Annotated in this window: 21 protein-coding genes; 11 read left to right on the top strand and 10 right to left on the bottom strand. The window is 65.9% G+C overall.

Going from position 1 to position 21,110, the window contains the following annotated elements:
- The first annotated feature begins 99 nt into the window (after window positions 1–99).
- Entirely contained in the window at window positions 100–438 is a 339-nt protein-coding gene (locus tag AC0685_RS09270; RefSeq protein ID WP_478225078.1) for a hypothetical protein, read from the top strand.
- A 470-nt stretch (window positions 439–908) separates the two neighbouring features.
- Here the strand turns inward: AC0685_RS09270 and AC0685_RS09275 are convergent, their stop codons facing one another.
- On the bottom strand, window positions 909–1,655 hold the full coding sequence (locus tag AC0685_RS09275; protein ID WP_478225079.1) for a S1 family peptidase: 747 nt from the start codon (window positions 1,653–1,655) through the stop codon (window positions 909–911).
- A 163-nt stretch (window positions 1,656–1,818) separates the two neighbouring features.
- Here AC0685_RS09275 and trpS point away from each other — a divergent pair, with 163 nt between their 5' ends.
- Window positions 1,819–2,838 (top strand): tryptophan--tRNA ligase, encoded by a 1,020-nt coding sequence (gene trpS, locus AC0685_RS09280; protein ID WP_478225080.1) that lies wholly within the window; start codon window positions 1,819–1,821, stop codon window positions 2,836–2,838.
- Window positions 2,839–2,873: 35 nt separating this feature from the next.
- Entirely contained in the window at window positions 2,874–3,902 is a 1,029-nt protein-coding gene (locus AC0685_RS09285) for a YhjD/YihY/BrkB family envelope integrity protein (RefSeq protein ID WP_478225081.1), read from the top strand.
- 2 nt (window positions 3,903–3,904) lie between these two features.
- Here AC0685_RS09285 and AC0685_RS09290 read toward each other — a convergent pair whose 3' ends face one another.
- Window positions 3,905–5,143 carry a D-alanyl-D-alanine carboxypeptidase family protein gene (locus AC0685_RS09290; protein ID WP_478225082.1) on the bottom strand — a complete coding sequence of 413 codons (1,239 nt, stop codon included), beginning with the start codon at window positions 5,141–5,143 and terminating at the stop codon, window positions 3,905–3,907.
- Between the two features lie 43 nt (window positions 5,144–5,186).
- Between AC0685_RS09290 and AC0685_RS09295 the strand changes: the two genes are divergently transcribed.
- Window positions 5,187–5,441, top strand: a complete 255-nt coding sequence (locus AC0685_RS09295) for an SCO4848 family membrane protein (RefSeq protein ID WP_478225083.1) — start codon at window positions 5,187–5,189, stop codon at window positions 5,439–5,441.
- Window positions 5,442–5,519: 78 nt separating this feature from the next.
- Window positions 5,520–6,932: a S8 family peptidase gene (locus AC0685_RS09300; protein ID WP_478225084.1), complete on the top strand. Its 1,413-nt coding sequence runs from the start codon at window positions 5,520–5,522 to the stop codon at window positions 6,930–6,932.
- Window positions 6,933–6,980: 48 nt separating this feature from the next.
- Here the strand turns inward: AC0685_RS09300 and AC0685_RS09305 are convergent, their stop codons facing one another.
- The 8 genes from AC0685_RS09305 to sdhC form a co-directional block, all read right to left on the bottom strand.
- On the bottom strand, window positions 6,981–7,775 hold the full coding sequence (locus tag AC0685_RS09305) for a hypothetical protein (protein WP_478225085.1): 795 nt from the start codon (window positions 7,773–7,775) through the stop codon (window positions 6,981–6,983).
- 41 nt (window positions 7,776–7,816) lie between these two features.
- A complete protein-coding gene (locus AC0685_RS09310) occupies window positions 7,817–8,431 on the bottom strand; it encodes a hypothetical protein (RefSeq protein WP_478225086.1) in 615 nt (204 codons plus the stop codon).
- Window positions 8,428–9,717, bottom strand: coding sequence for a KGGVGR-motif variant AAA ATPase (locus AC0685_RS09315; RefSeq protein ID WP_478225087.1), 1,290 nt, complete (start codon window positions 9,715–9,717; stop codon window positions 8,428–8,430). Before AC0685_RS09315 ends, AC0685_RS09310 begins: the two co-directional genes overlap by 4 nt.
- Complete coding sequence (locus AC0685_RS09320; protein WP_478225088.1) at window positions 9,714–10,166, bottom strand: hypothetical protein; 453 nt, start codon at window positions 10,164–10,166, stop codon at window positions 9,714–9,716. Before AC0685_RS09320 ends, AC0685_RS09315 begins: the two co-directional genes overlap by 4 nt.
- 92 nt (window positions 10,167–10,258) lie before the next feature.
- Window positions 10,259–11,029 carry a succinate dehydrogenase iron-sulfur subunit gene (locus tag AC0685_RS09325; protein ID WP_378444421.1) on the bottom strand — a complete coding sequence of 257 codons (771 nt, stop codon included), beginning with the start codon at window positions 11,027–11,029 and terminating at the stop codon, window positions 10,259–10,261.
- Complete coding sequence (sdhA, locus tag AC0685_RS09330; protein ID WP_478225089.1) at window positions 11,029–12,783, bottom strand: succinate dehydrogenase flavoprotein subunit; 1,755 nt, start codon at window positions 12,781–12,783, stop codon at window positions 11,029–11,031. The genes AC0685_RS09325 and sdhA overlap by 1 nt, the downstream gene beginning before the upstream one ends.
- 33 nt (window positions 12,784–12,816) lie before the next feature.
- Entirely contained in the window at window positions 12,817–13,236 is a 420-nt protein-coding gene (locus AC0685_RS09335; RefSeq protein WP_016331258.1) for a succinate dehydrogenase hydrophobic membrane anchor subunit, read from the bottom strand.
- Between the two features lie 2 nt (window positions 13,237–13,238).
- Window positions 13,239–13,682: a succinate dehydrogenase, cytochrome b556 subunit gene (gene sdhC / locus AC0685_RS09340; protein WP_081809635.1), complete on the bottom strand. Its 444-nt coding sequence runs from the start codon at window positions 13,680–13,682 to the stop codon at window positions 13,239–13,241.
- Between the two features lie 543 nt (window positions 13,683–14,225).
- Here sdhC and AC0685_RS09345 point away from each other — a divergent pair.
- The 6 genes from AC0685_RS09345 (at window position 14,226) to AC0685_RS09370 (ending at window position 21,053) form a co-directional block, all read left to right on the top strand.
- Entirely contained in the window at window positions 14,226–15,365 is a 1,140-nt protein-coding gene (locus AC0685_RS09345; RefSeq protein ID WP_340684615.1) for a BMP family lipoprotein, read from the top strand.
- A 77-nt stretch (window positions 15,366–15,442) separates the two neighbouring features.
- Entirely contained in the window at window positions 15,443–17,020 is a 1,578-nt protein-coding gene (locus tag AC0685_RS09350; protein WP_478225090.1) for an ABC transporter ATP-binding protein, read from the top strand.
- Window positions 17,017–18,114 (top strand): ABC transporter permease, encoded by a 1,098-nt coding sequence (locus tag AC0685_RS09355; protein WP_478225091.1) that lies wholly within the window; start codon window positions 17,017–17,019, stop codon window positions 18,112–18,114. Before AC0685_RS09350 ends, AC0685_RS09355 begins: the two co-directional genes overlap by 4 nt.
- A complete protein-coding gene (locus AC0685_RS09360) occupies window positions 18,111–19,385 on the top strand; it encodes an ABC transporter permease (protein ID WP_478225092.1) in 1,275 nt (424 codons plus the stop codon). The genes AC0685_RS09355 and AC0685_RS09360 overlap by 4 nt, the downstream gene beginning before the upstream one ends.
- 1 nt (window position 19,386) lies before the next feature.
- A complete protein-coding gene (locus AC0685_RS09365) occupies window positions 19,387–19,776 on the top strand; it encodes a cytidine deaminase (protein ID WP_340684611.1) in 390 nt (129 codons plus the stop codon).
- Window positions 19,773–21,053, top strand: coding sequence for a thymidine phosphorylase (locus tag AC0685_RS09370; protein ID WP_478225093.1), 1,281 nt, complete (start codon window positions 19,773–19,775; stop codon window positions 21,051–21,053). Before AC0685_RS09365 ends, AC0685_RS09370 begins: the two co-directional genes overlap by 4 nt.
- Window positions 21,054–21,110: the final 57 nt, after the last annotated feature.

Consider the following 21,110-nt stretch of genomic DNA (forward strand, 5'->3'; position numbering starts at 1 on the left):
TTGACACGCTCGGTAGTTTTTTGACCAGCAGCCTGGAAATGCTCACTCGTTCGGGTTAGCGTTCCGGTTCGGCAAAGTCACGTCACGGGAGGCACTCCGGTGCGGAACCCAGTTCATCTCCTGGTGCGATCGGCGAGGGCCGCGGCGGTCGTCGCGATCCCGGTCGCGCTGCTCGTCGCGGGCGCGGTACCGGCATCGGCCGCGGACACGACGTCGCGGTCGGAGATGGCGTTCGGTCTTCTGGGCCCGGTCGGCTTGATCGCCGTCGCGCTCGGCATCGTCGGGATGGCCTTCGGGGTGTTCCGCCAGCGCCGGAAGGCCCGCGCGGCCGCCGTCGCCCCCGCTCCCGCCCCGGCGCAGCCCGCCACCCCGCACGTCGCCGCGATGGCCGAAGCCGTGCTCGCGGACGACGCCCTCACTCGCCAGCAGCGCCCCTGACCTGCGCCTCCCGGCCCCGGATCGCGATTAGGGGGCTAAACGCAGGTCGGTGCCCTGGGCCAGGCAGATCGCGATTAGGGGGCTAAACGCAGGTCGGCGGATTTCTTGGGTAGGTACACCTAGTCCGGCCCGGATTGTTTAGCCGCTCGCTGATCGCCACGCTCGGGTCCATGACGGTGACACGGCGTCGCAGCCGGCCCGGTGACCCCTTCCCCCGCGCCCTGGACCGGGCGATCACGGACAGCGGCCTCGGCCTCGACCGGATCCGGCACCGGCTCGCCCTGGAGGGTGTCCGGGTCAGCGTCGCGACCTTGAGCTACTGGCGGACAGGAAGAAGCCGCCCCGAGCGATGCGACTCCCTGAAGGCGGTCGCGCTGCTGGAGCGGCTCTTCGAACTTCCGCACGGTTCCTTGCTGAACCGGCTGGGCCCGCGTCGCCCCCGGGGACGGTGGGGTGACGCGGGGACCGGATCAGACGCCGGAGTTGGTGCGGATCCAGCTGCGGAAGTAGGGGACGTCCACGTAGATCGACGGCCCGGTCGCGCAGGTGCTGCTGTTGTTCCCGGCGCGGCTGGTGGCGCCGACCAGCTGCCAGACACCGCTGACCTGCTTGACCTGCGGGCCGCCCGAGTCGCCATAGCAGGCACCCGAGTTGCCGTTGGGGTTGTTGGTGCAGATCTCGCTGGCGCCGTTGATGCCGAGGCACCGGCTGTCGGCGACGATCGAGGTGTTCAGCTCCTGGAGGTTGATCGGGGCGCCACAACCACCGCGGACGGGGCAGGTCTGGCCCCAGCCGATGATCCGCGTCGCGGTGCCAACGGCCCCGGACGAAGCGGCGATCGTGACCGGCGCCTGCGACACCGCCGTCGAGAGACGCAGCAGCGCCAGGTCGGCGCTCGGGTGGGCGATGCGCTGGGCCACGCGGGCGACGGTGCCGCCGCTGGTGCGGTTCGTGGTGCCGACGCGCACCTGGTACGGCGTGCCGCAGTGCGCCGCGGTGACCACCCAGGTCGAGCTGATCAGTGAGCCACCACACTGGTGGCCGCCGGAGCTCGACTGCTGGGACACCATGAACGAGTAGACCTGGGTCGCGTTGCCGCCGCCGACGATGTTCGGCTGGACGCCTCCGGTGGGCTCGGCCGCCGCCGCGACGCCGGAAAGCGAGAAGACGGCCGCGGCCGCCATGGCCAAGCCCATCAGTAGGGATCGTGCCTTCATCTGGGTTCTCCTTCGGTGTGGCCGGAAGATCCGGTGCCTTGAACGCTAGGAATCGGGCACCGTGCCCAGAACCGTCGGAAGTATGTGGCGTTTAACCGTTTAGACCGTTCGGCCGGGACGAGGCCGGATGACCCGCCGCGGCGTGGCCTGAGAGAATCCGGGCGTGTCCGACGAACAGAAGCGCCCGCGCGTGCTCTCCGGGATCCAGCCGACCGCCGACTCGTTCCACCTCGGCAACTACCTGGGCGCGCTGCGGCAGTGGGTTCGGCTGCAGGACACCCATGACACCTTCTACATGGTCGTCGACCTGCACGCGATCACCGTCGAGCAGGATCCGAAGGTGCTGCGCGATCGCACGCGCCGCTCGGCCGCGCAGCTGCTCGCGCTCGGGGTCGACCCGGCCCGCAGCGCGCTGTTCGTCCAGAGCCACGTGCCCGAGCACGCCCAGCTGGGCTGGGTGCTGGAGTGCCAGACCGGGTTCGGCGAAGCGAGCCGGATGACGCAGTTCAAGGACAAGGCCGCGAAGCAGGGCACGGATCGCGCCAGTGTCGGCCTGTTCACGTACCCGGTCCTGCAGGCCGCCGACATCCTGCTGTACCAGGCGAACGAGGTTCCCGTCGGCGAGGACCAGCGGCAGCATCTGGAGCTGACGCGCAACCTCGCGCAGCGGTTCAACAACCGCTACGGCAAGACGTTCACCGTGCCGGAGCCGCATATCGTCAAGGACACGGCGAAGATCTACGACCTGCAGGACCCGACCGCGAAGATGAGCAAGTCCTCGTCGACCGGCAACGGCCTCATCGAGCTGCTCGAAGAACCGAAGAAGTCGGCGAAGAAGGTGCGCTCGGCGGTCACGGATACCGGCCGCGAGATCGTCTTCGACGCCGAGAACAAGCCGGGCGTCTCGAACCTGCTGACGATCCTCTCCGCGCTGACCGACCAGCCGGTCGCCGAACTCGAGAACTCGTACGAGGGCAAGGGCTACGGCGACCTGAAGAAGGGGGTCGCGGAGGCGTTCGTCGACTGGGTCACGCCGGTGCAGGAACGCGTCCAGTCCTATCTGGACGACGTCGCCGAGCTCGACAAGGCCTTGGCGCTCGGTGCGCAACGAGCCAGGGAAGTCGCTTCGGTGACTTTGCGGAACGTCTACGAGAACATCGGGTTCCTTCCCCCGGCGGGCTGATTCGCGCTGCGATGTCGTCGCGGTGTGGTTAGCGTTTGACGGTGGCGAATGATGACGGCGCGAAGCCGGAACAGGACAAGCTGTTAACGCGCCTGAGGCGGAAGTACGGCTGGCTCGATCACCTCATCCGGGCCAACGACGCCTTCACCGAGCGCTACGGCAATCACTATGCCGCCGCCATCACCTACTTCAGCGTGCTTTCGGTGATCCCGATCTTGATGGTCGCCTTCGCGATCATCAAGATCGTGCTCGCCGGTGACCAGGTGGTGACGAACCAGCTCGTCGACGGCATCAAGAAGTCGGTCCCGGAAGGGCTGAACGATCTCGTCGGCAGCATCATCAAGGCGGCGCTGGACTCCGGCGGCGGTATCGGGGTGTTCGGCCTGCTGCTCGCCCTGTACTCGGGGGTCGGCTGGATGTCGAACCTGCGTGACGCGCTGACCGCCCAATGGGGGCAGGAAAAGCAGAAGCTCCCGCTGGTTTCGACCACCATCAAGGATCTGCTGTCCCTCGTCGGGCTCGGGGTCGCGCTGGTGATCTCGTTCGGGCTCACCGCCGCGGGCAGCGGCGTCGGGCGGTTCCTGCTCGAACTGGTCGGCCTCGAGAACCAGGGCTGGGCCGTGTTCCTGTTGAAGGCCGCGACGATCCTGCTCGGCCTGCTCGCGAACACCCTGGTCTTCCTGTGGGTCATCGCGAGGCTTCCGCGTGAGCATGTCGCGCTGCGCAGCGCGGTCAAAGGCGCGATCTTCGCCGCGGTCGGTTTCGTCGTGCTCCAGCAGGCCGCGACCGTTTACCTCGGCAGCGTCACGAAATCACCGGCGTTCACCTTGTTCGGCCCGGTGATCGGCCTGCTCGTGTTCGCGAACCTCGTTTCGCGGTTCCTGCTGTTCGTCACCGCGTGGACGGCGACGGCGAAAGAGAACCTGAAGACGGTCATCGAGCCACCTGCCCCGGTGCTGATCCACCCGCGGGTGACCGTTCAGCAGGGCCCCGGGCTCGGCGCCGTCGGCGGGGCTTTCGCGACCGGCGCGCTCCTGGGCTGGTTCGGCCGTCGCAAGTCCTGACGTTATTCGCCGGCCATGGCCTTCTTGCGCTGGTGGCCGACGACGAACGACGCCACGATGATCAGGAAGACGACCAGCGTGATGATCCAGCCCGTCACGCCGAACGGGTCTTCGGCCGCGGCCGCCGCTCCGCTGTTCGCCGCGCCATCGGCGTTCGGCGCGGCGTTGGCCGGGTCCGCGTTCACCGTTTCCGGTGACCGGTATTCGATGCGTCCCACCGATTCGGCCTTGGACTCGCGCAGCGCGATGCCGTAGTCGAGGAGCTTCGCGGCCTGCTCGGTGACCCGGGTCGGACGCTGCTCGGCGCGCAGCATCACGACCCCGACCCGGTGGCCGTTCTGGACCGCGCTGCCGGCGTAGGTGTGGCGCGCGTCGTCGGTGAAGCCGGTCTTCCCGCCGGTGAACCCGGGATAGCTGCCGAGGAGCTTGTTGTCGTTGTAGATCGTGACGACCGGTTTTCCCGCGGTGGCCGGGACTTCGAAGCTCTTGGTCTTGACCACCTTGGCGAATTCGGGGTTCTTCATCGCGTAGTGGAAGATCAGGCTCATGTCGTAGGCGGAGGTCGACATACCGGGGCCGTCGAGCCCGGACGGTGTGGCGGCCCGGGTGTCCGTGGCACCGATCCGGGTGGCCAGCGCGTTCATCTTCGCGAGGGTCGCGTCCAGGCCGCCGAGCACGGTGGAGAGCGCGTGCGCCGCGTCGTTACCCGAGTGCATCAGCAGTCCGTGCAACAGCTGGTCCACTGTGTACTGACCGCCCGCGGCGATGCCCATGCAGGTGCACTCCTGCTCGGCGTCCTCCTTGGTCGGCACGACGATCTTGGCGGGCGGGAGCTCGGTGACCACGACCAGCCCGAGCAGGACCTTGATCAGCGACGCCGGCCGCTGACGGGCGTGCGGATCCTTCGCCGCGATGACGTCGCCGGTGTCGAGATCCTGCAGCACCCACGACGCGGAGGTGTTCCCCTCGGGCGGGTTCAGCGCACGCTTCGGGAGCACGAGCCCGCATTCGGCCATCCGGTCGCCGCCCACCGGAACCGGCGGCACCGGCAGCGGCGCCGGAGCGGCCTCGCCGGGGCGCGGTTTCTCGGAGGTGTCGACGGGCGGGGGAGGCGTCACCTTGTTCGCGCACGGCTGCGCCTGGGCTGGTGGCTTCGGGGCGGCTGTGGCCACCGGCGTCACCGCGAGGGCGAGCACACCGGAAACGAGGACCAGGAGCGACCGGGAGATAGCGCTGTGCACCCGAGCAATGTAGCGTCGCCGGGCTCGCTGCATACTCAGGGGCATGCGCATTTCGCGAGGTACTTCGATGTTCCTGCTGGGTTTCGGCGTGTGGTCGTGGATCATCTGGATCACGTTCGCCAAGAACCTCTGGGACAGTGACCGCGCCTGGGCCGCGGACGGCTCGCCCACCGCCTACTTCATCGTGCACGCCGTGCTGACGGTCGTCTCGTTCGTGCTCGGCACCATCATCGGGCTCATCGGTCTGCGCACGCTGCGTGGCGCCGAGTCACGGGGCGCGGAAAAGGCTGACGCCTGATCAGGTTTGTCGTCCTTTTGACGGTGGTGGACGGCCTTCGGCTCCCTTACGTTCACTCCACCGAATCATGGAGGTGGAATGTCCCGGATCAGACGCCTGCTCGTCCCCGCGCTCGTCGCGGCGGCGGCGGGAAGCGTGTTCGCGGCTCCGTCGGCGAGCGCCGCGCCCGCGCCGCAGTGCGACACCGCGAGCGCCCCGTTCAACTACGTGGTGCTCTACGACCCGCGCACCCCGGAGCGCAAGGTCGACAACGAACTGCGCGCCAAGTGCGGCGAGAAGGTCGCGTACTACCCGGAGATCGGGGTCGCGGTCGCGACCTCGCGCAACGCCGACTTCCAGGCGAAGATCGGCGTCTTCCGCGCCTACTCGGGCGGCCGTGACGTCGCGTTCCCGCCCGCGGCCACCACCCGCTCGACCCGCTCCGCCGTGGTCGACACCAAGGAAAACGAAGAGACCACCAGCGTCGCCCTCGAAGAGGACCTGTCGGCCCAGCAGTGGGACATGCGGGCGATCCAGGCTCCCGAGGCGAACAAGATCTCCGGTGGCAGCCGGTCGGTGACCGTCGGCGTGCTGGACTCGGGCATCGAGCCCACCCACCCCGCGCTGAAGGCGGCCCTCGACCCGAAGGTGTCGGCAGGCTGCAACAGCGGCGCGCCCGACACCACGCCCGCCGCCTGGGCACCCACGAACTCCGACCACGGCACGCACGTCGCCGGCACGATCGCGGGCAAGGACGCCGCACGCGGCTTCACCGGTGTCGCGCCCGGCGTCAAGCTGGCGTCGGTGAAGGTCGTGAACGACGACGGCCTGATCCTCCCCGAGGCCGCGGTGTGCGGGTTCATGTGGGCGGCGAAGCACCGCTTCCCGGTCACGAACAACAGCTACTACATCGACCCGGGCATGTTCTACTGCTCGAAGGAGCCGGGCGACGCGGCCGCGTACGAGGCCGTCCGCCGCGCGGTGTCCTACTCGACCGGCCGCGGCGTGCTGAACGTCGCCGCCGCCGGCAACAGCGGTTTCGACCCGGACGAGCAGACCACCGACCCGAACCGTCCGCACCCGGTCGACGAGAGCTGCGGCATCCTGCCCAAGGCCATCGACGGCGTCGTCAACGTCTCGGCCATCGGCTACGCGGGCACGAAGTCGTCGTACAGCAACTACGGTGACGACGTTTCGGTCACCGCCCCCGGCGGCGACCGCGCCCAGCTGCCGCCCGTCGGCCAGGGGGTGGGTTGCCCGCTGTCGACCATCTTCAACGGCGGGTACGGCGCCAAGTGCGGCACCTCGATGGCGTCTCCGCACGTCGCCGGTGTCGCCGCGCTGCTGGCGTCCCGTTTCCGGCACGCTCCGCCCGCGGCGCTGAGGTGGCTGCTGGAGCACCAGGCGGATGCGGTTCCGTGCGGGACTGCGGCGCCGGTCTGTGAAGGTCCGGAGAAGGACAACTCGTACTACGGCCACGGCCGCGTCAACGCTCTGGACGCGGTGAAGTAGTTCGGTAGCGGAAGTATGTGATGGTCCGTCGGCTAACCTGGCGGACCATCACGTACGTACTCGCGGAACACCACCCTTACGACCCAAGTCGAACGCGATCCGGTATACATCTGGAAGATCTAGTTTCCCGTTCGCTCGACGCGTCATCAGGCCCAGCCCGATAAGCTCAGCAATTAGTTTCGGGTAGCTGTTTGGGTTCGCTGGGCCAGTTCGAACATTGATATCATCGTCGGGTTGTTCCGCAAAGTTGGCGAGCATCTCGGATAGCTTCACCTCTGACCAGCGTGCGATGACGTCGCTTTGTTCGATGGGCACCTGGAGGCCTTGCAGAGGATCAATTGCGGTCTTGATCCACCGTATGTCCTCTTGAATTTCGCTTACGCGGGTTCTGGAAGCAACCTGGACACCCTGCTTGATGGCATCCCAGTGAAGAGCATACTCGTGAGTGGAATGCGTACTGCCTGTTTGCTCCGCAGCCGTCCGAAGCGCGACGAGGAAGCTGCGAGGACTGGTCTGTCCATTTCCGTCAGCGAGATGGTTGGGAAGCCAGGTGTAGGTGTGTCCCTTTCGATGATTGGTTCCCATGAAGCGTCCGGCTAGGCGAATGAAAGTCCGCTGTTGCGTATTTGAATCTGTAACCAATGACTCGGGGGGTATGTGGCGATCGTTGCGTTCCTGCCAGCCTGGGTCTATTTGGCGAAACATGGCGGACTCTGTTGTATCCGCATTTCCCAGATGTTGAAATAAGAGTCCGTAGAGGTTGACCTGAGACCACGTTAGGTCGGTGGCGTTTGAAACCAGCTTCGACGCATCAGGAAAGTTTCCCTGCGCGCTTTCGAGCATGTCATGTCGAATGAATACTTTTGCGCGCAAATTTCGGGTAGTTAGCCGCAAGTTAAGGGCAAATTCGAGAATTCCGCCAGCGAGTTGGTCGGCTTGCTGCCGGTTTCCATGTAGTCGATCCAGGGCATCGAATAGAAAAAGCCTTGTAATCCCGTTTCTGCCGGCTTCCTGATCTGCGTCCGCCAGTGCGACTTCAACTTCTTCCTGGTTTTTTTAATCCATGCAGCGCGAGACTCCCAGTTGTCGAGGTTGTTGACTGCGGGTACGCCGAGTGCCTTAAGTGCGACCACGGTCCAGATGTCGACGGGGGGCACTCCGGAAGAAGTCAGCTTTTCGAGGGATCGCGTGCTGGGGTACTGGGCAGGAGCAAGGGCTGAGCCGTAGCCGGCGAGAGATTCAACCTTGAGCAGCCTGGGGAGTTGGTAGTCCTTGGCTGCAATTTCCCTCAGGTCGGCGTTCATAAGAGCCTTGAACCAATGGGTTTTTCCGACGCCTCGCCCACCTTTTACGACGGTGACGTCTGGCTCCAATGCGCTCCGATGGCTTCCTGGTGTAAAGAGAGTTTCCCGCTGAACTTCTGTGGTGTCGGAATCTGCGGTAATCGGGAGGGCTGTTTCGAGCAGCTTCCGGTACTGGTGGGTTGTTAAATCGTTCATTGGTCGTATCCAAGTATGAGATCGGCGGCAGGTGTAAGGAAATCTTTAAATGCCGCTTGGATAAGTTGTTGCCTGTGCCAATTTGGCTGCCTGGTCGGATCAAGTGCCACTAGATCCGAATTGAAAGAAATTGGCAATGGGGAGTGAGGTGCGCTTACGTCGTCGACTGAGAAGTTAAAGGCATCCAGCTGGCTGCCCTCGGTCTCCTCATAGAGTGTCTCGGCGAAGGCTTCTTGGGCATGATCGCGAAAACTTGACAGGTAATTTTCGCGGTCCTTATCGGGCGTCAGAGAAGAAACCATTTGAAGCTTCTCGCCTAGCTCCCGTGCCTTTCCGGCAATTTTCCATTGCTCGAACAGGATGCGATACCCTGTCCATGTTTGAGGACTGTCGGCACCAAATAGGAAGTTGATTGAGCTAAGTTGGGTAAGCACGACGGCGGCGATATCGTGCACGCCAGCGCGGCTATCGAGTAGCACGACGTCAGGTGTGCGACTAAGTTCTGTAACGGCATCCTCGGCGCTTCGTATTGCTTCGTCTATCCTGGCCGAAAAGCTCTTCGGTTGATGTGTTTCGTCGCCCGGAAGGTCGGCGTAAATTCGATTCAGCTTGGCGAGGTAGCCGGAAAGATTCCGTCCGCCCGCAGGGGCAAGCCATGCCTCGCCATTATTTTCCCCTTGTATTACTTGACTTCTGCTTACAATTTGTAAATCTTCTGTGTTGTTCACGGTGGATTCGATAAGGAAATCCACTATGCCGTGCTCGGATAGGTCGTTGAAATCTTGCGCCAGCGCGCTCACGCCTGGTGATTCAAGGTCTAAGTCAATCACTAGTACGCACTTGCCGAGGTTGGCAAGATGCTGGGCCAGCATAAAAGTAGCAGTTGACCTTCCAACTCCCCCCTTGAAGCCGTAGAGGGCGGCTCGGCGCAAGCGAGAGGGTTCGTTGGATCTGGTCCAGTCGGCCCCAACTATTCCTCGTTCAAGGAACGAGAGCTTCCTGGGACCTGGACCTGTTGAGATCGTTATGAGGTCGGGTGATTTCATCACTGCGTCGCGATCAAAGAGTTCAGATGCGAGGACCACGGGCTTTGATGCTGCGAAGTTCCCTGCGGCCCTATTTACTTTTTCAGAGAGCTCACTGACGGACAAGGATGTATCGCCGTCTACGAATATGGAAATTCGCCCGAGTATGTCGCGAACAACGACAACTTCAAGACCACTTCGACTGGCATTGTCAGCAACTTCGATCACGTTGTTCCAAGCTGCGTCGAACCTGATCGTCATAGTAATGCCCCGTTGATTTGTGCTTGCTCATGGAGGCTAAGGATCCGCTTGGCTTGTGCTAGATGTTGCGTGACGCGAGTTTCGTCAATATGTGTACTGTCACTGTAGCGCTCATCGACCTTCCAGGCAGCGAATGGATTCGGAGCCGAGATCAACGCGCTGTACTGTGCCGCATTTCTTCCTGCGACTGTAGCGCCGAGCTGATCCCAAAGTCGATCGATGTGACCGTAGGTTTTACTGCCGGATGGGATGTGGTCGTGAGTTGGCATACCTTTCTCGGTCAGCTTCCCGCCGAGGTATGAAATCAGGATGGCCTTGAGGCCGCATTCCGCTGCGAAACCAGTCAGGTGATCCGCGTTCGCCCAGCGCTTGGCTTTGTGCAGGTATTCCGCATCGTCGAGATGGCGATGCGCAGCGGGAGCGAACGCGGAGTGTGTAGTGGTCGGCACGGGGTCAGGCTACCGCCAAAACCGCGTCCTGCTTGGCAGGCTCTGCGTGGCGCGCTGCCCTGGGGTGCAGCACGCCACGCAGCGAGGAGTGGTCAGACGCGCTTGAAGAGCAGAGCGCGCTTCACTTCCTGAATCGCCTTCGTGACCTGGATGCCGCGCGGGCAGGCATCGGTGCAGTTGAACGTCGTCCGGCAGCGCCAGACACCTTCGGAGTCGTTCAGGATGTCCAAACGCTCTTCGGCGCCTTCGTCACGCGAGTCGAAGATGAACCGGTGCGCGTTGACGATCGCGGCCGGGCCGAAGTACGAGCCGTCGTTCCAGTACACCGGGCACGAGGACGTGCAGCAGGCGCACAGGATGCACTTGGTCGTGTCGTCGAACCGGTCGCGGTCGGCCTGCGACTGGATCCGCTCGCGCGTGGGCTCGTTCCCGTAGGCGATGAGGTACGGCTTGACGGCCTTGTACGCCTCGAAGAACGGGTCCATGTCGACGTAAAGGTCCTTGAGCGTGGTCAGACCCTTGATCGGCGCGATGGTGATGGTCGTCTTCTTGCCGTTGGTCTCCAGCAGGTCCTTCATCAGGACCTTGCACGCCAGCCGGTTGATGCCGTTGATCTGCATCGCGTCGGAACCGCAGACGCCGTGTGCGCACGAGCGCCGGAACGAGAACGTCCCGTCGATGTAGTCCTTCACGTAGAAGAGCAGGTTCAGCAGCCGGTCGGTGCGCTGCGCCGGGACGTCGTAGGACTCCCAGTGCGGCTCGGTGTCGACTTCGGGGTTGAACCGGAGGATCTTCAGCGTGACGGTGATCGGCGTGTGGTCGGAGGACACGGCCTCCGACTTCTCGGGGGTGGCCGTGGTCATCAGTACTTCCGCTCCATCGGTTCGTAGCGGGTGAAGGTCACCGGCTTGTAGTCGAGGCGGACGTCGGCCGTCAGGCCTTCACCCTGCTTGTAGGCCATGGTGTGCCGCATGAAGTTCGTGTCGTCGCGGTTCGGGTAGTCCTCGCGCGCGTGCCCGCCGCGGGATTCCTTGCGCGCCAGGGCGCCGACGACGAGGACCTCGGCCAGTTCGAGCAGGAAGCCCAGCTCGACGGCCTCGAGGACGTCGGTGTTGTACCGCTTCCCCTTGTCCGACACGGTGATCCGGCTGTACCGCTCCTTCAGCGCCTGCACGTCGGTCAGCGCCTGCTTGAGCGTGTCCTCGGTGCGGTACACCGAGGCGTGCGAGTCCATGGTCCGCTGCAGCTCGGTGCGGATGTCGGCGACGCGCTCGTCACCGTGTTCCGAAAGCAGCAGCGCGAGCTGGTCTTCCACCACGCGAGTCGGGTTCTCCGGCAGCTCGATGTGCTCGTGCGCCAACGCGTACTCCGCGGCGGCGATGCCGGCGCGGCGGCCGAACACGTTGATGTCGAGCAGCGAGTTGGTGCCCAGCCGGTTCGAGCCGTGCACGGACACACACGCCACCTCACCCGCGGCGTACAGGCCGGGGATGACGTTCTCGTTGTCCCGCAACGCCTCGCCGTGGACGTTGGTCGGGATACCGCCCATCACGTAGTGGCAGGTCGGGAACACCGGCACCGGTTCGGTCACCGGGTCGACGCCCAGGTACGTCCGCGAGAACTCCATGATGTCCGGCAGTTTCGCGTTCAGCGTCTCTTCCGGGATGTGCGTGACATCGAGGACGACGTAGTCCTTGTTCGGCCCGCAACCGCGGCCCTGCAGCACTTCCTGCACCATCGACCGGGCGACGATGTCGCGCGGCGCGAGGTCCTTGATGGTGGGGGCGTAGCGCTCCATGAACCGCTCGCCGTCGGCGTTGCGGAGGATGCCGCCCTCACCGCGCACGGCCTCGGAGATGAGGATGCCGAGCCCGGCCAGACCTGTCGGGTGGAACTGGAAGAACTCCATGTCCTCCAGCGGCAGGCCCTTGCGGAAGATGATGCCGAGGCCGTCACCGGTGAGGGTGTGCGCGTTCGACGTCGTTTTGAAGATCTTGCCCGCGCCGCCGGTGGCGAACACGATCGACTTCGCCTGGAAGACGTGCAGCTCACCGGTCGCCAGCTCGTAGGCGACGACGCCGGACGCGATCGGGTTGCCGTCCTCGTCCGGGGTCAGCACCAGGTCGAGCACGTAGAACTCGTTGAAGAACTCGGTGCCGTGCTTGACGCAGTTCTGGTAGAGCGTCTGCAGGATCATGTGCCCGGTGCGGTCCGCGGCGTAGCAGGCGCGGCGCACCGCGGCCTTGCCGTGGTCACGGGTGTGCCCGCCGAAACGGCGCTGGTCGATCTTGCCCTCGGGGGTCCGGTTGAACGGCAGGCCCATCTTCTCGAGGTCGAGGACCGCGTCGATGGCTTCCTTCGCCATGATCTCGGCGGCGTCCTGGTCGACCAGGTAGTCGCCGCCCTTGATCGTGTCGAAGGTGTGCCACTCCCAGTTGTCCTCTTCGACGTTCGCCAGCGCGGCGCACATACCGCCCTGGGCGGCGCCGGTGTGCGAACGCGTCGGGTAGAGCTTGGTGAGGACCGCGGTGCGGGCACGCTGGCCGGATTCGATGGCCGCGCGCATGCCGGCGCCACCGGCGCCGACGATCACCACGTCGTACTTGTGGAACTGCATTGAGAACTCCGCTTTACGTGTGTGGTGGGGCCGTCAGTTGGCCGAGATGCCGGGATCGAAGGTGAAGATCACCATCGTGCCGACGGCGAGGATCAGCACCATCGAGACGTAGAGCACGATCTTCAGCCAGAACCGGGTGCTGTCCTTGCGGGCGTAGTCGTCGATGATCGTCCGCAGCCCGTTGCCGCCGTGGATCTCGGCGAGCCAGAGCATCGACAGGTCCCAGAACTGCCAGAACGGCGAGGCCCAGCGGCCGGCGACGAAGCCCCAGTTGATGCGGTGCACGCCACCGTCGAGGATGTTCATGATGAACAGGTGGCCGAGCACCAGCACGACCAGCGCGAGGCCCGAGATGCGCATGAACAGCCAGCTGTAGAGCTCGAAGTTGCTGCGGCGGGCGGCCGGGCGCTTCGGCGAACGCGGCTTGTCGAGTGCGAGAACTTCGGTTGCCATGGTCAGTGCCCCCCGAACATAACTTCGACGGTGCGCTTCATCATGAAGAAGGCACCGGGAATCATCACCACGACCCAGATGGCCAGGATGGTCCAGAGCATCGGCTTCTGGAACTTCGGTCCCTTCTCCCAGAAGTCGACCAGCATGACCCGGATGCCGTTGAGCGCGTGGAACAGCACCGCGCCGACCAGGCCGACCTCGAGGAGGTTGACCAGCGGGGTCTTGTAGGTCTCGATGACCTCGTTGTACGTGTCGGGCGACACGCGCACGAGCGCGGTGTCGAGCACGTGCACGAAAAGGAAGAAGAATGTCAGCACGCCGGTGATGCGGTGCAGCACCCAGGACCACATACCGGGGTCGCCCCGGTAGAAGGTCCCTTGCCGGCGTGAGGCACCCGCCCGATCGCTCGCGGCCGCCTCGGTGGCGGTGCTAGCCGTGGTGGACATCGGTGAACGGCCTCCAACGTCATGGCTTGGGCCCGTTGACCGCTGGTTTCCGCGCCTGCCGCCGGGACGTCCACCTGGGGACGGCTCCGGCGACGGTGCCGAGATCATGGTCATCGAGCGTGGATACCAGGGATGCTAGACCCGCACCTCACGGTGGGCTCACCTCCGGGTTCCTCTGTGTGATGGACCAGACATCGGGACCCTTGCCCGATCGGGTGATGCGGGCCGGTAACTCACCGGTTCGTCCACTGTGGACGCGAGGGTTGTCGGGGGGCACCCTGAACGGTGCGTGACGATCTTGGGTCTTCCCCGCGGCCGGTGGGCCGAGTGCTGCCTGCGATTACTCCGTTGTGATCACGGTGAGTACTCCATTCGTCGCGCGTACGACTCATGAGTAAACGTTTGTGTTACGTAGCGTGCCTTTCCTATGGCGGCAAAGCGGCCGTTAGGTACCGTCTCTCGGTCGAACCCGGCAGCGTCGCCGGGTCGCTTTCTTCGGACCATCCGCTGGATCAGCGGGGAGGGAGACACACGTTGCGTCGCATGCGTGGAACCGCGCTGGCCGCCGCCGCCATGGCCGGTGCTCTGGTACTGGCCGGATGCGCGAAGGATTCAGGTGCGGGGAACAACAACAACGCGGGCTCTGGGGACCAGTCCGCCAGCTGCGTGACGGCGCCGAAGCCGCCCGCCGCGCCGGCCGCGTCGAGCAGCTCCGCGCAGTCGACCGAGAAGGTCGACGGCAGCAAGCTCAAGGTCGCGCTGGCCTTCGACGTCGGCGGCCGCGGCGACGCGTCGTTCAACGACTCCGCCGCCGCCGGTACCGACAAGGCGAAGGCCGAGCTCGGCGTCACGACGGTCACCGAAAGCACCGCCGCCGCGACCGAGGACGAGGCCGCCAAGTCGCAGCGTCTCGACCAGCTCGCTTCGCAGGGCTTCAGCCCGATCATCGCGGTCGGCTTCGCCTACGCCAAGGCCGTCGGCGCCATCGCGCCGAAGTACCCGAACACCCAGTTCGCGATCGTCGACGACGACTCCGTCAAGGCCCCGAACGTCACCTCGCTCGTCTTCGCCGAGGAGCAGGGCTCGTTCCTGGCCGGTGTCGCCGCCGCCTACAAGTCGAAGAAGTGCCACGTCGGCTTCGTCGGTGGCGTGAACACGCCGCTGATCCAGAAGTTCGAGGCCGGCTTCCTCCAGGGTGTGAAGGCCGCTTCGACCAAGGCCAAGATCGAGGACGAGTACCTCACCCCGGCCGGTGACTTCTCCGGGTTCCAGGACCCGGCGAAGGGCAACGTGAAGGCCGCCGCCCAGATCGCCAAGGGCGCGGACGTGATCTATCACGCCGCCGGCGCCTCCGGTAAGGGCGTTTTCGAGGCCGCGAAGTCGAACAACGCGTTCGCCATCGGCGTCGACTCCGACCAGTACAACCAGAAGACGGTCGAGGCGTCGAAGGACGTCATCATCACCTCGATGCTCAAGCGCGTCGACGTGGCGGTGTTCGACTACCTGCGCGCGCTGGCGAAGGGCGACCTGACGTCGCTGCCGAAGCGGTTCGACCTCAAGGTCGACGGCATCGGCTACGCCACCTCCGGTGGCAAGGTCGACGACATCAAGGACGTCCTCGACGGGTACAAGGCGCAGATCGTCTCCGGGGCGATCACCGTCTCGGACAAGCCGCAGAAGTAAGCTTCACCAGGTACGGGGCTCGGGAGGGTAACCCCTTCCGAGCCCCAACCTGTTTACCCAGAACTGGATGGCTTTTCATGAGCGCTCCCCAGGCCGAGGTCACCGACGCCCCCGACCGGGGTGAACCGGCCGTGCAGCTGACCGGGATCACGAAGCGGTTCCCCGGTGTCGTCGCCAACTCCGACGTCAACCTCACCGTCACCAAGGGCGAGGTGCACGCTGTCTGCGGCGAAAACGGCGCGGGCAAATCGACCCTGATGAAGATCCTCTACGGCATGCAGCAGCCGGACGAGGGCGACATCGCGATCAACGGCGAACCGGTGAAACTGCGCAACCCGCAGGACGCCATCAAGGCCGGGATCGGGATGGTCCACCAGCACTTCATGCTGGCCGACAACCTGACCGTCGGGGAGAACGTCTTCCTCGGCGCGGAGAACCTGCACGGCATCGGCCGCGCGGCCAGGGCGAAGCTGGCGGAGCTGGCCGAACGCGTCGGCCTGCACGCCCGGCCGGACGCGCTGCTCGAAGAACTCGGCGTCGCCGACCGCCAGCGCGTGGAGATCGTGAAGGTGCTCTACCGCGGCGCCCGGATCATCATCCTCGACGAGCCCACCGCGGTGCTCGTCCCGCAGGAGGTCGACGCGCTGTTCGAGACCGTCCGCGCCATGCAGAAGGACGGCTTCACCTTCATCTTCATCTCGCACAAGCTCGACGAGGTGCGCGCGATCGCCGACACGGTCACCGTGATCCGGCGCGGCACCACCGTCGGCACGGCGGATCCGAAGACGATCACCTCACGTCAGCTGGCCGAGATGATGGTCGGCACGGAGCTGCCCAGTCCGGAGACCCGTGAGTCCACTGTGACCGATCGGCCGGTCCTCCGCCTGGACGACGTCTGCTTGAGCGTCGAGGGCTCCGAGCGCAACGTGCTCGACCACATCTCCTTCACCGTGCACGCGGGTGAAGTGCTCGGGATCGCCGGCGTCGAAGGCAACGGCCAGACCGAACTCGTCGAGACGATCATGGGCATGCGCAAGGGCGGCGGCCGGATCGAACTGACCGGGGCCGACGGCAAGACCGTCGAGCTGCACAAACTGGGGACGCTCGCCCGCCGCGAGGCCGGGATCGGCTACATCGCCGAAGACCGCACACGGCACAGCCTTCTGCTCAGGCAACCCTTGTGGGTCAACCGGATCCTCGGCTACCAGACCCGCAAGCCGGTCGCGAAAGGACAGTTGCTCGACATCGACGGGGCGCGGGAGGACACCCGCCGCATCGTCGAGGAGTACGACGTCCGCACGCCGGGCATCGATGTCCCCGCCGCCGCGCTTTCGGGTGGTAACCAGCAGAAGCTGATCGTCGGGCGCGAGCTTTCCGGCAACCCGGTGCTGCTGATCGCGTCGCATCCCACGCGCGGTGTCGACGTCGGCGCGCAGGCGTTGATCTGGGAACAGATCCGCCAGGCGCGCGCGGCCGGGCTGGCCGTGCTGCTGGTTTCGGCCGACCTCGACGAGCTGATCGGGCTTTCCGACACCATTCAGGTCATGCTGCGCGGACGACTGGTCGGCGAGGCCGACCCCGCGACCGTGACCCCGCAGGAACTGGGCTCCGCGATGACGGGTGCCTCCGAAGACACTGAAGAAGGTGCAACGTGAGTAGCTGGCGTACGAGGCTGCTGCCGCCTCTGCTCGCGATCGTATTCGCGGTCATCCTGACGGCCATCGCGCTGATCATCTCGGGCGCCGACCCGCTCCAGGCCTACGGCACGATGATCGGCCAGCTCTTCAAGGGCTCGACCGCCGTCGACACGGTGAACCTCGCGACGGTCTACTACCTGTCCGGGCTCGCGGTGGCCATCGGCTTCCAGATGAACCTCTTCAACATCGGTGTCGAAGGTCAGTACCGGTTCGCCGCCATCGTCACCGCCATCATCGGCGGGGCGCTGCAGCTGCCGCCGGTGATCCACGTGCTGGCGATCCTGGTCGTCGCGGTGGCCAGCGGCATGCTGTACGCGGCCATCCCGGCCGTGCTGAAGGTGACCCGCGGTGTTTCCGAGGTCATCTCGACGATCATGCTGAACGCGATCGTCGGCGGCATCGTGGCGTTCCTGGTCAACGCGGACCAGTTCGGCGTGCAGACCGGCAACAACATCGCCACCCGCGAGATCGCCGAGACCGGCCGGATCCCGGGGATCCCGATCCTTTCCGGTGAGCTGTTCGGCTTCGTGTTCATCGCGGCGCTGATCGGCGCGGCCTACTGGTTCATGCTCAACCGGACCCGGTTCGGGTTCGAGCTGAAGGCCTCCGGCGAATCGACGACGGCGGCCGCCGCCGGTGGCGTGAACGCCAAGAAGATGACGCTGATCGCGATGCTGCTTTCCGGTGGCGTCGCCGGCCTGGTCGCGATGCCGGAACTGCTCGGCCGCGACTTCAGCTACGGCATCACCTCGACCCAGATGTACGGCTTCACCGGTATCGCGGTCGCCCTGCTCGGCCGCAACCACCCGGCGGGCATCGCGCTGGGCGCCCTGCTGTGGGCGTTCCTCGACCGGTCCGCGGTGTCGCTGGAGCAGATCAACGTGTCCAAAGAGATCGCCACGATCATGCAGGGCGTGATCGTGCTGTCGGTCGTCATCGCGTACGAGATCGTGCGCCGCGCGGACCTGGCCGCCGAACAGCGTCGTGTCGGTCGCGCGCTGGCAGGCAACGGCCGCAAGGGTTCCAGCGTGTCCGAGGGAGGTGCGGTGTGACCACCGCGGACGTTCTTTCGCCCAACACGGGTGGGACCACCATGCCGGTGAAGCCGCCGAAGCGGCGCATGCCCGGCTGGCTCAAGGGAGCCATCTGGGGGCTGCTGGCGGTCGGTGTGCTCGCGATCGCGTCGTACGCCACCGGCGTCAACACACTGACCTCGACCAACACCGCGCACACCGCGTTGCGGCTGGCGCTGCCGATCCTGCTCTGCGCGCTCGGCGGCCTCTGGGCCGAACGCGCGGGCGTGATCAACATCGGCCTCGAAGGCATGATGATCCTGGGCACCTGGGGCGCCGCTTGGGGCGCGTACCACGGCGGTGTCTGGGCCGGGCTGATCGCGGCGGTCGTGTTCGGCGCGCTCGGCGGACTGCTGCACGCCGTCGCGACGGTGACCTTCAACGTCAACCACATCGTCTCCGGTGTGGCGATCAACCTGCTCGGTCTCGGGGTCGCGAAGTACCTGGCGAACCTGGTGTTCACCCCGCTTTCGGGGAACCCGCGCCAGTCACCGCCGGTCCCGAAGTTCGACACCTATTCGGCGACGTTCCTCTCGGACTGGCTTTCGGATCTGGAGAAGATGCAGCGCGTCTTCATCTCCGACCTCGCCGGCATCCTCAACGGCCTGGTCACCGAGGTCGCGCCGCTGACGATGATCGCGATCGCGCTGGTCCCGATCAGCTACTTCGTGCTGTGGCGGACGCGGTTCGGCCTGCGGCTGCGGTCCTGCGGTGAGAACCCGGTCGCGGCCGAGTCCCTCGGCGTGAAGGTCTACCTGCACAAGTACGTCGCCATGATCATCTCCGGCGGGCTCGCCGGGATGGGTGGCGCGTCGCTCGTGCTGCTCGCCGGCGGCGCGGACTATCTGGAGAACCAGACCAACAACCGCGGGTACATCGGCCTCGCGGCGATGATCTTCGGCAACTGGCGGCCGGGCGGCCTGCTCGGCGGCGCGGCGCTGTTCGGTTACGCGGACGGCCTCCAGCTCGCCGGTGGCGGCACCGCGGTGCTCGCGCTGCTGTACGGCGCGGTGATCCTGCTGGCCGTGATCGTGGCGGTGCAGTTGTTCCGCCGTCAGTGGATCGCTTCCGCGCTCGGTGTCGTCGGCGCCGTCGCGCTGTACGCGATCTACTGGACCAACGACGACCTGCCCAGCGACCTCATCCCGTACACCGCGCACTTCGTGACGCTGATCGTGCTGGCGGTGGCTTCGCAACGGCTGCGGCCGCCCAAGGCGATCGGCGCCACCTATCGGCGAGGTGAGGACTGACATGGCGGAGTACGACTGGGAAGCCTTGAGGGCTAAGGCCGTCGAGGCGGCGAAGTCGGCGTACGCGCCGTACTCGGGTCTGCACGTCGGTGTGGCGGGCGTGGTGGACGACGGTCGGATCGTCGTCGGCTGCAACGTCGAAAACGCTTCGTACGGCTTGGGAATGTGCGCGGAATGCACGATGGCGGGGCAGCTGCGGCTGACCGGCGGCGGCAAGCTCGTCGCCGTCGCCTGCCGCAGCGGCGCCGGTGATCTGCTGATGCCGTGCGGGCGCTGCCGTCAGATCCTGTTCGAGCACGGCGGATCCGACTGCCTGGTGGACACCCCGAGTGGCATCCTGCCGATGTCCGCGGTGCTGCCGGACGCGTTCGGGCCGGATGACCTGCCATGAGCGCGTTCGCCGCCGTCGACGTCATCCGCGCGAAGCGGGACGGTGGACGGCTCACCGATGAGCAGATCGACTGGACGATCGACGCGTACACGCGCGGCGACATCGCCGAGGAACAGATGGCCGCGCTCGCGATGGCCATCTTCCTGCGGGGGATGGACTCCGGCGAGATCGCGCGCTGGACCGGCGCGATGATCTCGTCGGGGGAGCGGCTGGAGCTGAAGGTCAGCCGCCCGACGATCGACAAGCACTCGACGGGCGGGGTCGGCGACAAGATCACGCTGCCGCTGGCGCCGCTCGTCGCGGCCTGCGGCGCGGCCGTGCCGCAGCTGTCCGGGCGCGGGCTCGGGCACACCGGCGGGACGCTGGACAAACTGGAGTCGATTCCGGGCTGGCGTGCCTCTTTGTCGACATCGGAGATCATCCGGCAGCTCGACGAGGTCGGCGCGGTGGTCTGCGCGGCGACCTCCGGGCTGGCTCCGGCGGACAAGAAGCTGTACGCGCTGCGGGATGTGACTTCGACGGTGGAGTCGATCCCGCTGATCGCGAGCTCGATCATGAGCAAGAAGATCGCCGAGGGCTCGGCCGGGCTGGTCCTCGATGTGAAGACCGGTTCGGGCGCGTTCATGAAGACGCTTCCGCAGGCCCGCGAACTCGCGCGGACGCTGGTGGAGATCGGGACCGCGCACGGCGTCGCGACGACGGCGCTGATCACGGACATGAACGTGCCGTTGGGCCATGCCGTCGGCAACGCGATCGAGGTCGCGGAGTCGGTCGAGGTGCTGCGCGGCGGCGGCCCGGCCGACGTCGTCGAGCTGACCGTGGCTTTGGCCAGGGAGATGCTGGCGCTGGCCGGATTGTCCGATGTGGACCCGGCGGCGGTGCTCGCGTCGGGGAAGGCCTACGAGACGTGGTGCCGGATGATCGCCGCTCAGGGCGGGGATCCCGAGGCGGAGCTGCCGCGGCCTAAGCACGTCCACGTCGTCTCGGCGCCTTCGGATGGTGTCTTGACGTCTTTGGACGCGTACTCGGTCGGGGTCGCCGCTTGGCGGCTCGGGGCCGGACGGGCGCGCAAGGAGGATCCGGTGCAGGCCGCGGCGGGTGTCCTGTGCCTGGCGAAGCCGGGCGACACGGTGTCGGCGGGGCAGCCGCTGCTGGAGCTGCACACCGATACGCCGGAGGCTGTTCCTTCGGCTCTCGCTGCGCTCGAAGACGCCTACGCCGTCTCCTCGGAGGCCTCGGCCTCCGCTCCGCTCGTCCTGGAGACCGTGCGGCCCTGACCTGCGTTTAGCCCCCTAATCGCGATCTGTCGGTGGTGCCGGCCCTGGTCGCGATCC

This window comes from Amycolatopsis sp. NPDC043889 (genome assembly GCF_056435645.1).

Excerpts from the sequence above, each read along its gene's own strand:
- AC0685_RS09275 (WP_478225079.1), bottom strand. The coding sequence starts at position 1,655 with ATGAAGGCACGATCCCTACTGATGGGCTTGGCCATGGCGGCCGCGGCC.
- AC0685_RS09295 (WP_478225083.1), top strand. The coding sequence starts at position 5,187 with ATGCGCATTTCGCGAGGTACTTCGATGTTCCTGCTGGGTTTCGGCGTG.
- AC0685_RS09300 (WP_478225084.1), top strand. The coding sequence starts at position 5,520 with ATGTCCCGGATCAGACGCCTGCTCGTCCCCGCGCTCGTCGCGGCGGCG.
- AC0685_RS09305 (WP_478225085.1), bottom strand. The coding sequence starts at position 7,775 with ATGCTCGAAAGCGCGCAGGGAAACTTTCCTGATGCGTCGAAGCTGGTT.
- AC0685_RS09310 (WP_478225086.1), bottom strand. The coding sequence starts at position 8,431 with ATGAACGATTTAACAACCCACCAGTACCGGAAGCTGCTCGAAACAGCC.
- AC0685_RS09315 (WP_478225087.1), bottom strand. The coding sequence starts at position 9,717 with ATGACGATCAGGTTCGACGCAGCTTGGAACAACGTGATCGAAGTTGCT.
- AC0685_RS09325 (WP_378444421.1), bottom strand. The coding sequence starts at position 11,029 with ATGACCACGGCCACCCCCGAGAAGTCGGAGGCCGTGTCCTCCGACCAC.
- sdhA (WP_478225089.1), bottom strand. The coding sequence starts at position 12,783 with ATGCAGTTCCACAAGTACGACGTGGTGATCGTCGGCGCCGGTGGCGCC.
- AC0685_RS09335 (WP_016331258.1), bottom strand. The coding sequence starts at position 13,236 with ATGGCAACCGAAGTTCTCGCACTCGACAAGCCGCGTTCGCCGAAGCGC.
- sdhC (WP_081809635.1), bottom strand. The coding sequence starts at position 13,682 with ATGTCCACCACGGCTAGCACCGCCACCGAGGCGGCCGCGAGCGATCGG.
- AC0685_RS09345 (WP_340684615.1), top strand. The coding sequence starts at position 14,226 with ATGCGTGGAACCGCGCTGGCCGCCGCCGCCATGGCCGGTGCTCTGGTA.
- AC0685_RS09350 (WP_478225090.1), top strand. The coding sequence starts at position 15,443 with ATGAGCGCTCCCCAGGCCGAGGTCACCGACGCCCCCGACCGGGGTGAA.
- AC0685_RS09365 (WP_340684611.1), top strand. The coding sequence starts at position 19,387 with ATGGCGGAGTACGACTGGGAAGCCTTGAGGGCTAAGGCCGTCGAGGCG.
- AC0685_RS09370 (WP_478225093.1), top strand. The coding sequence starts at position 19,773 with ATGAGCGCGTTCGCCGCCGTCGACGTCATCCGCGCGAAGCGGGACGGT.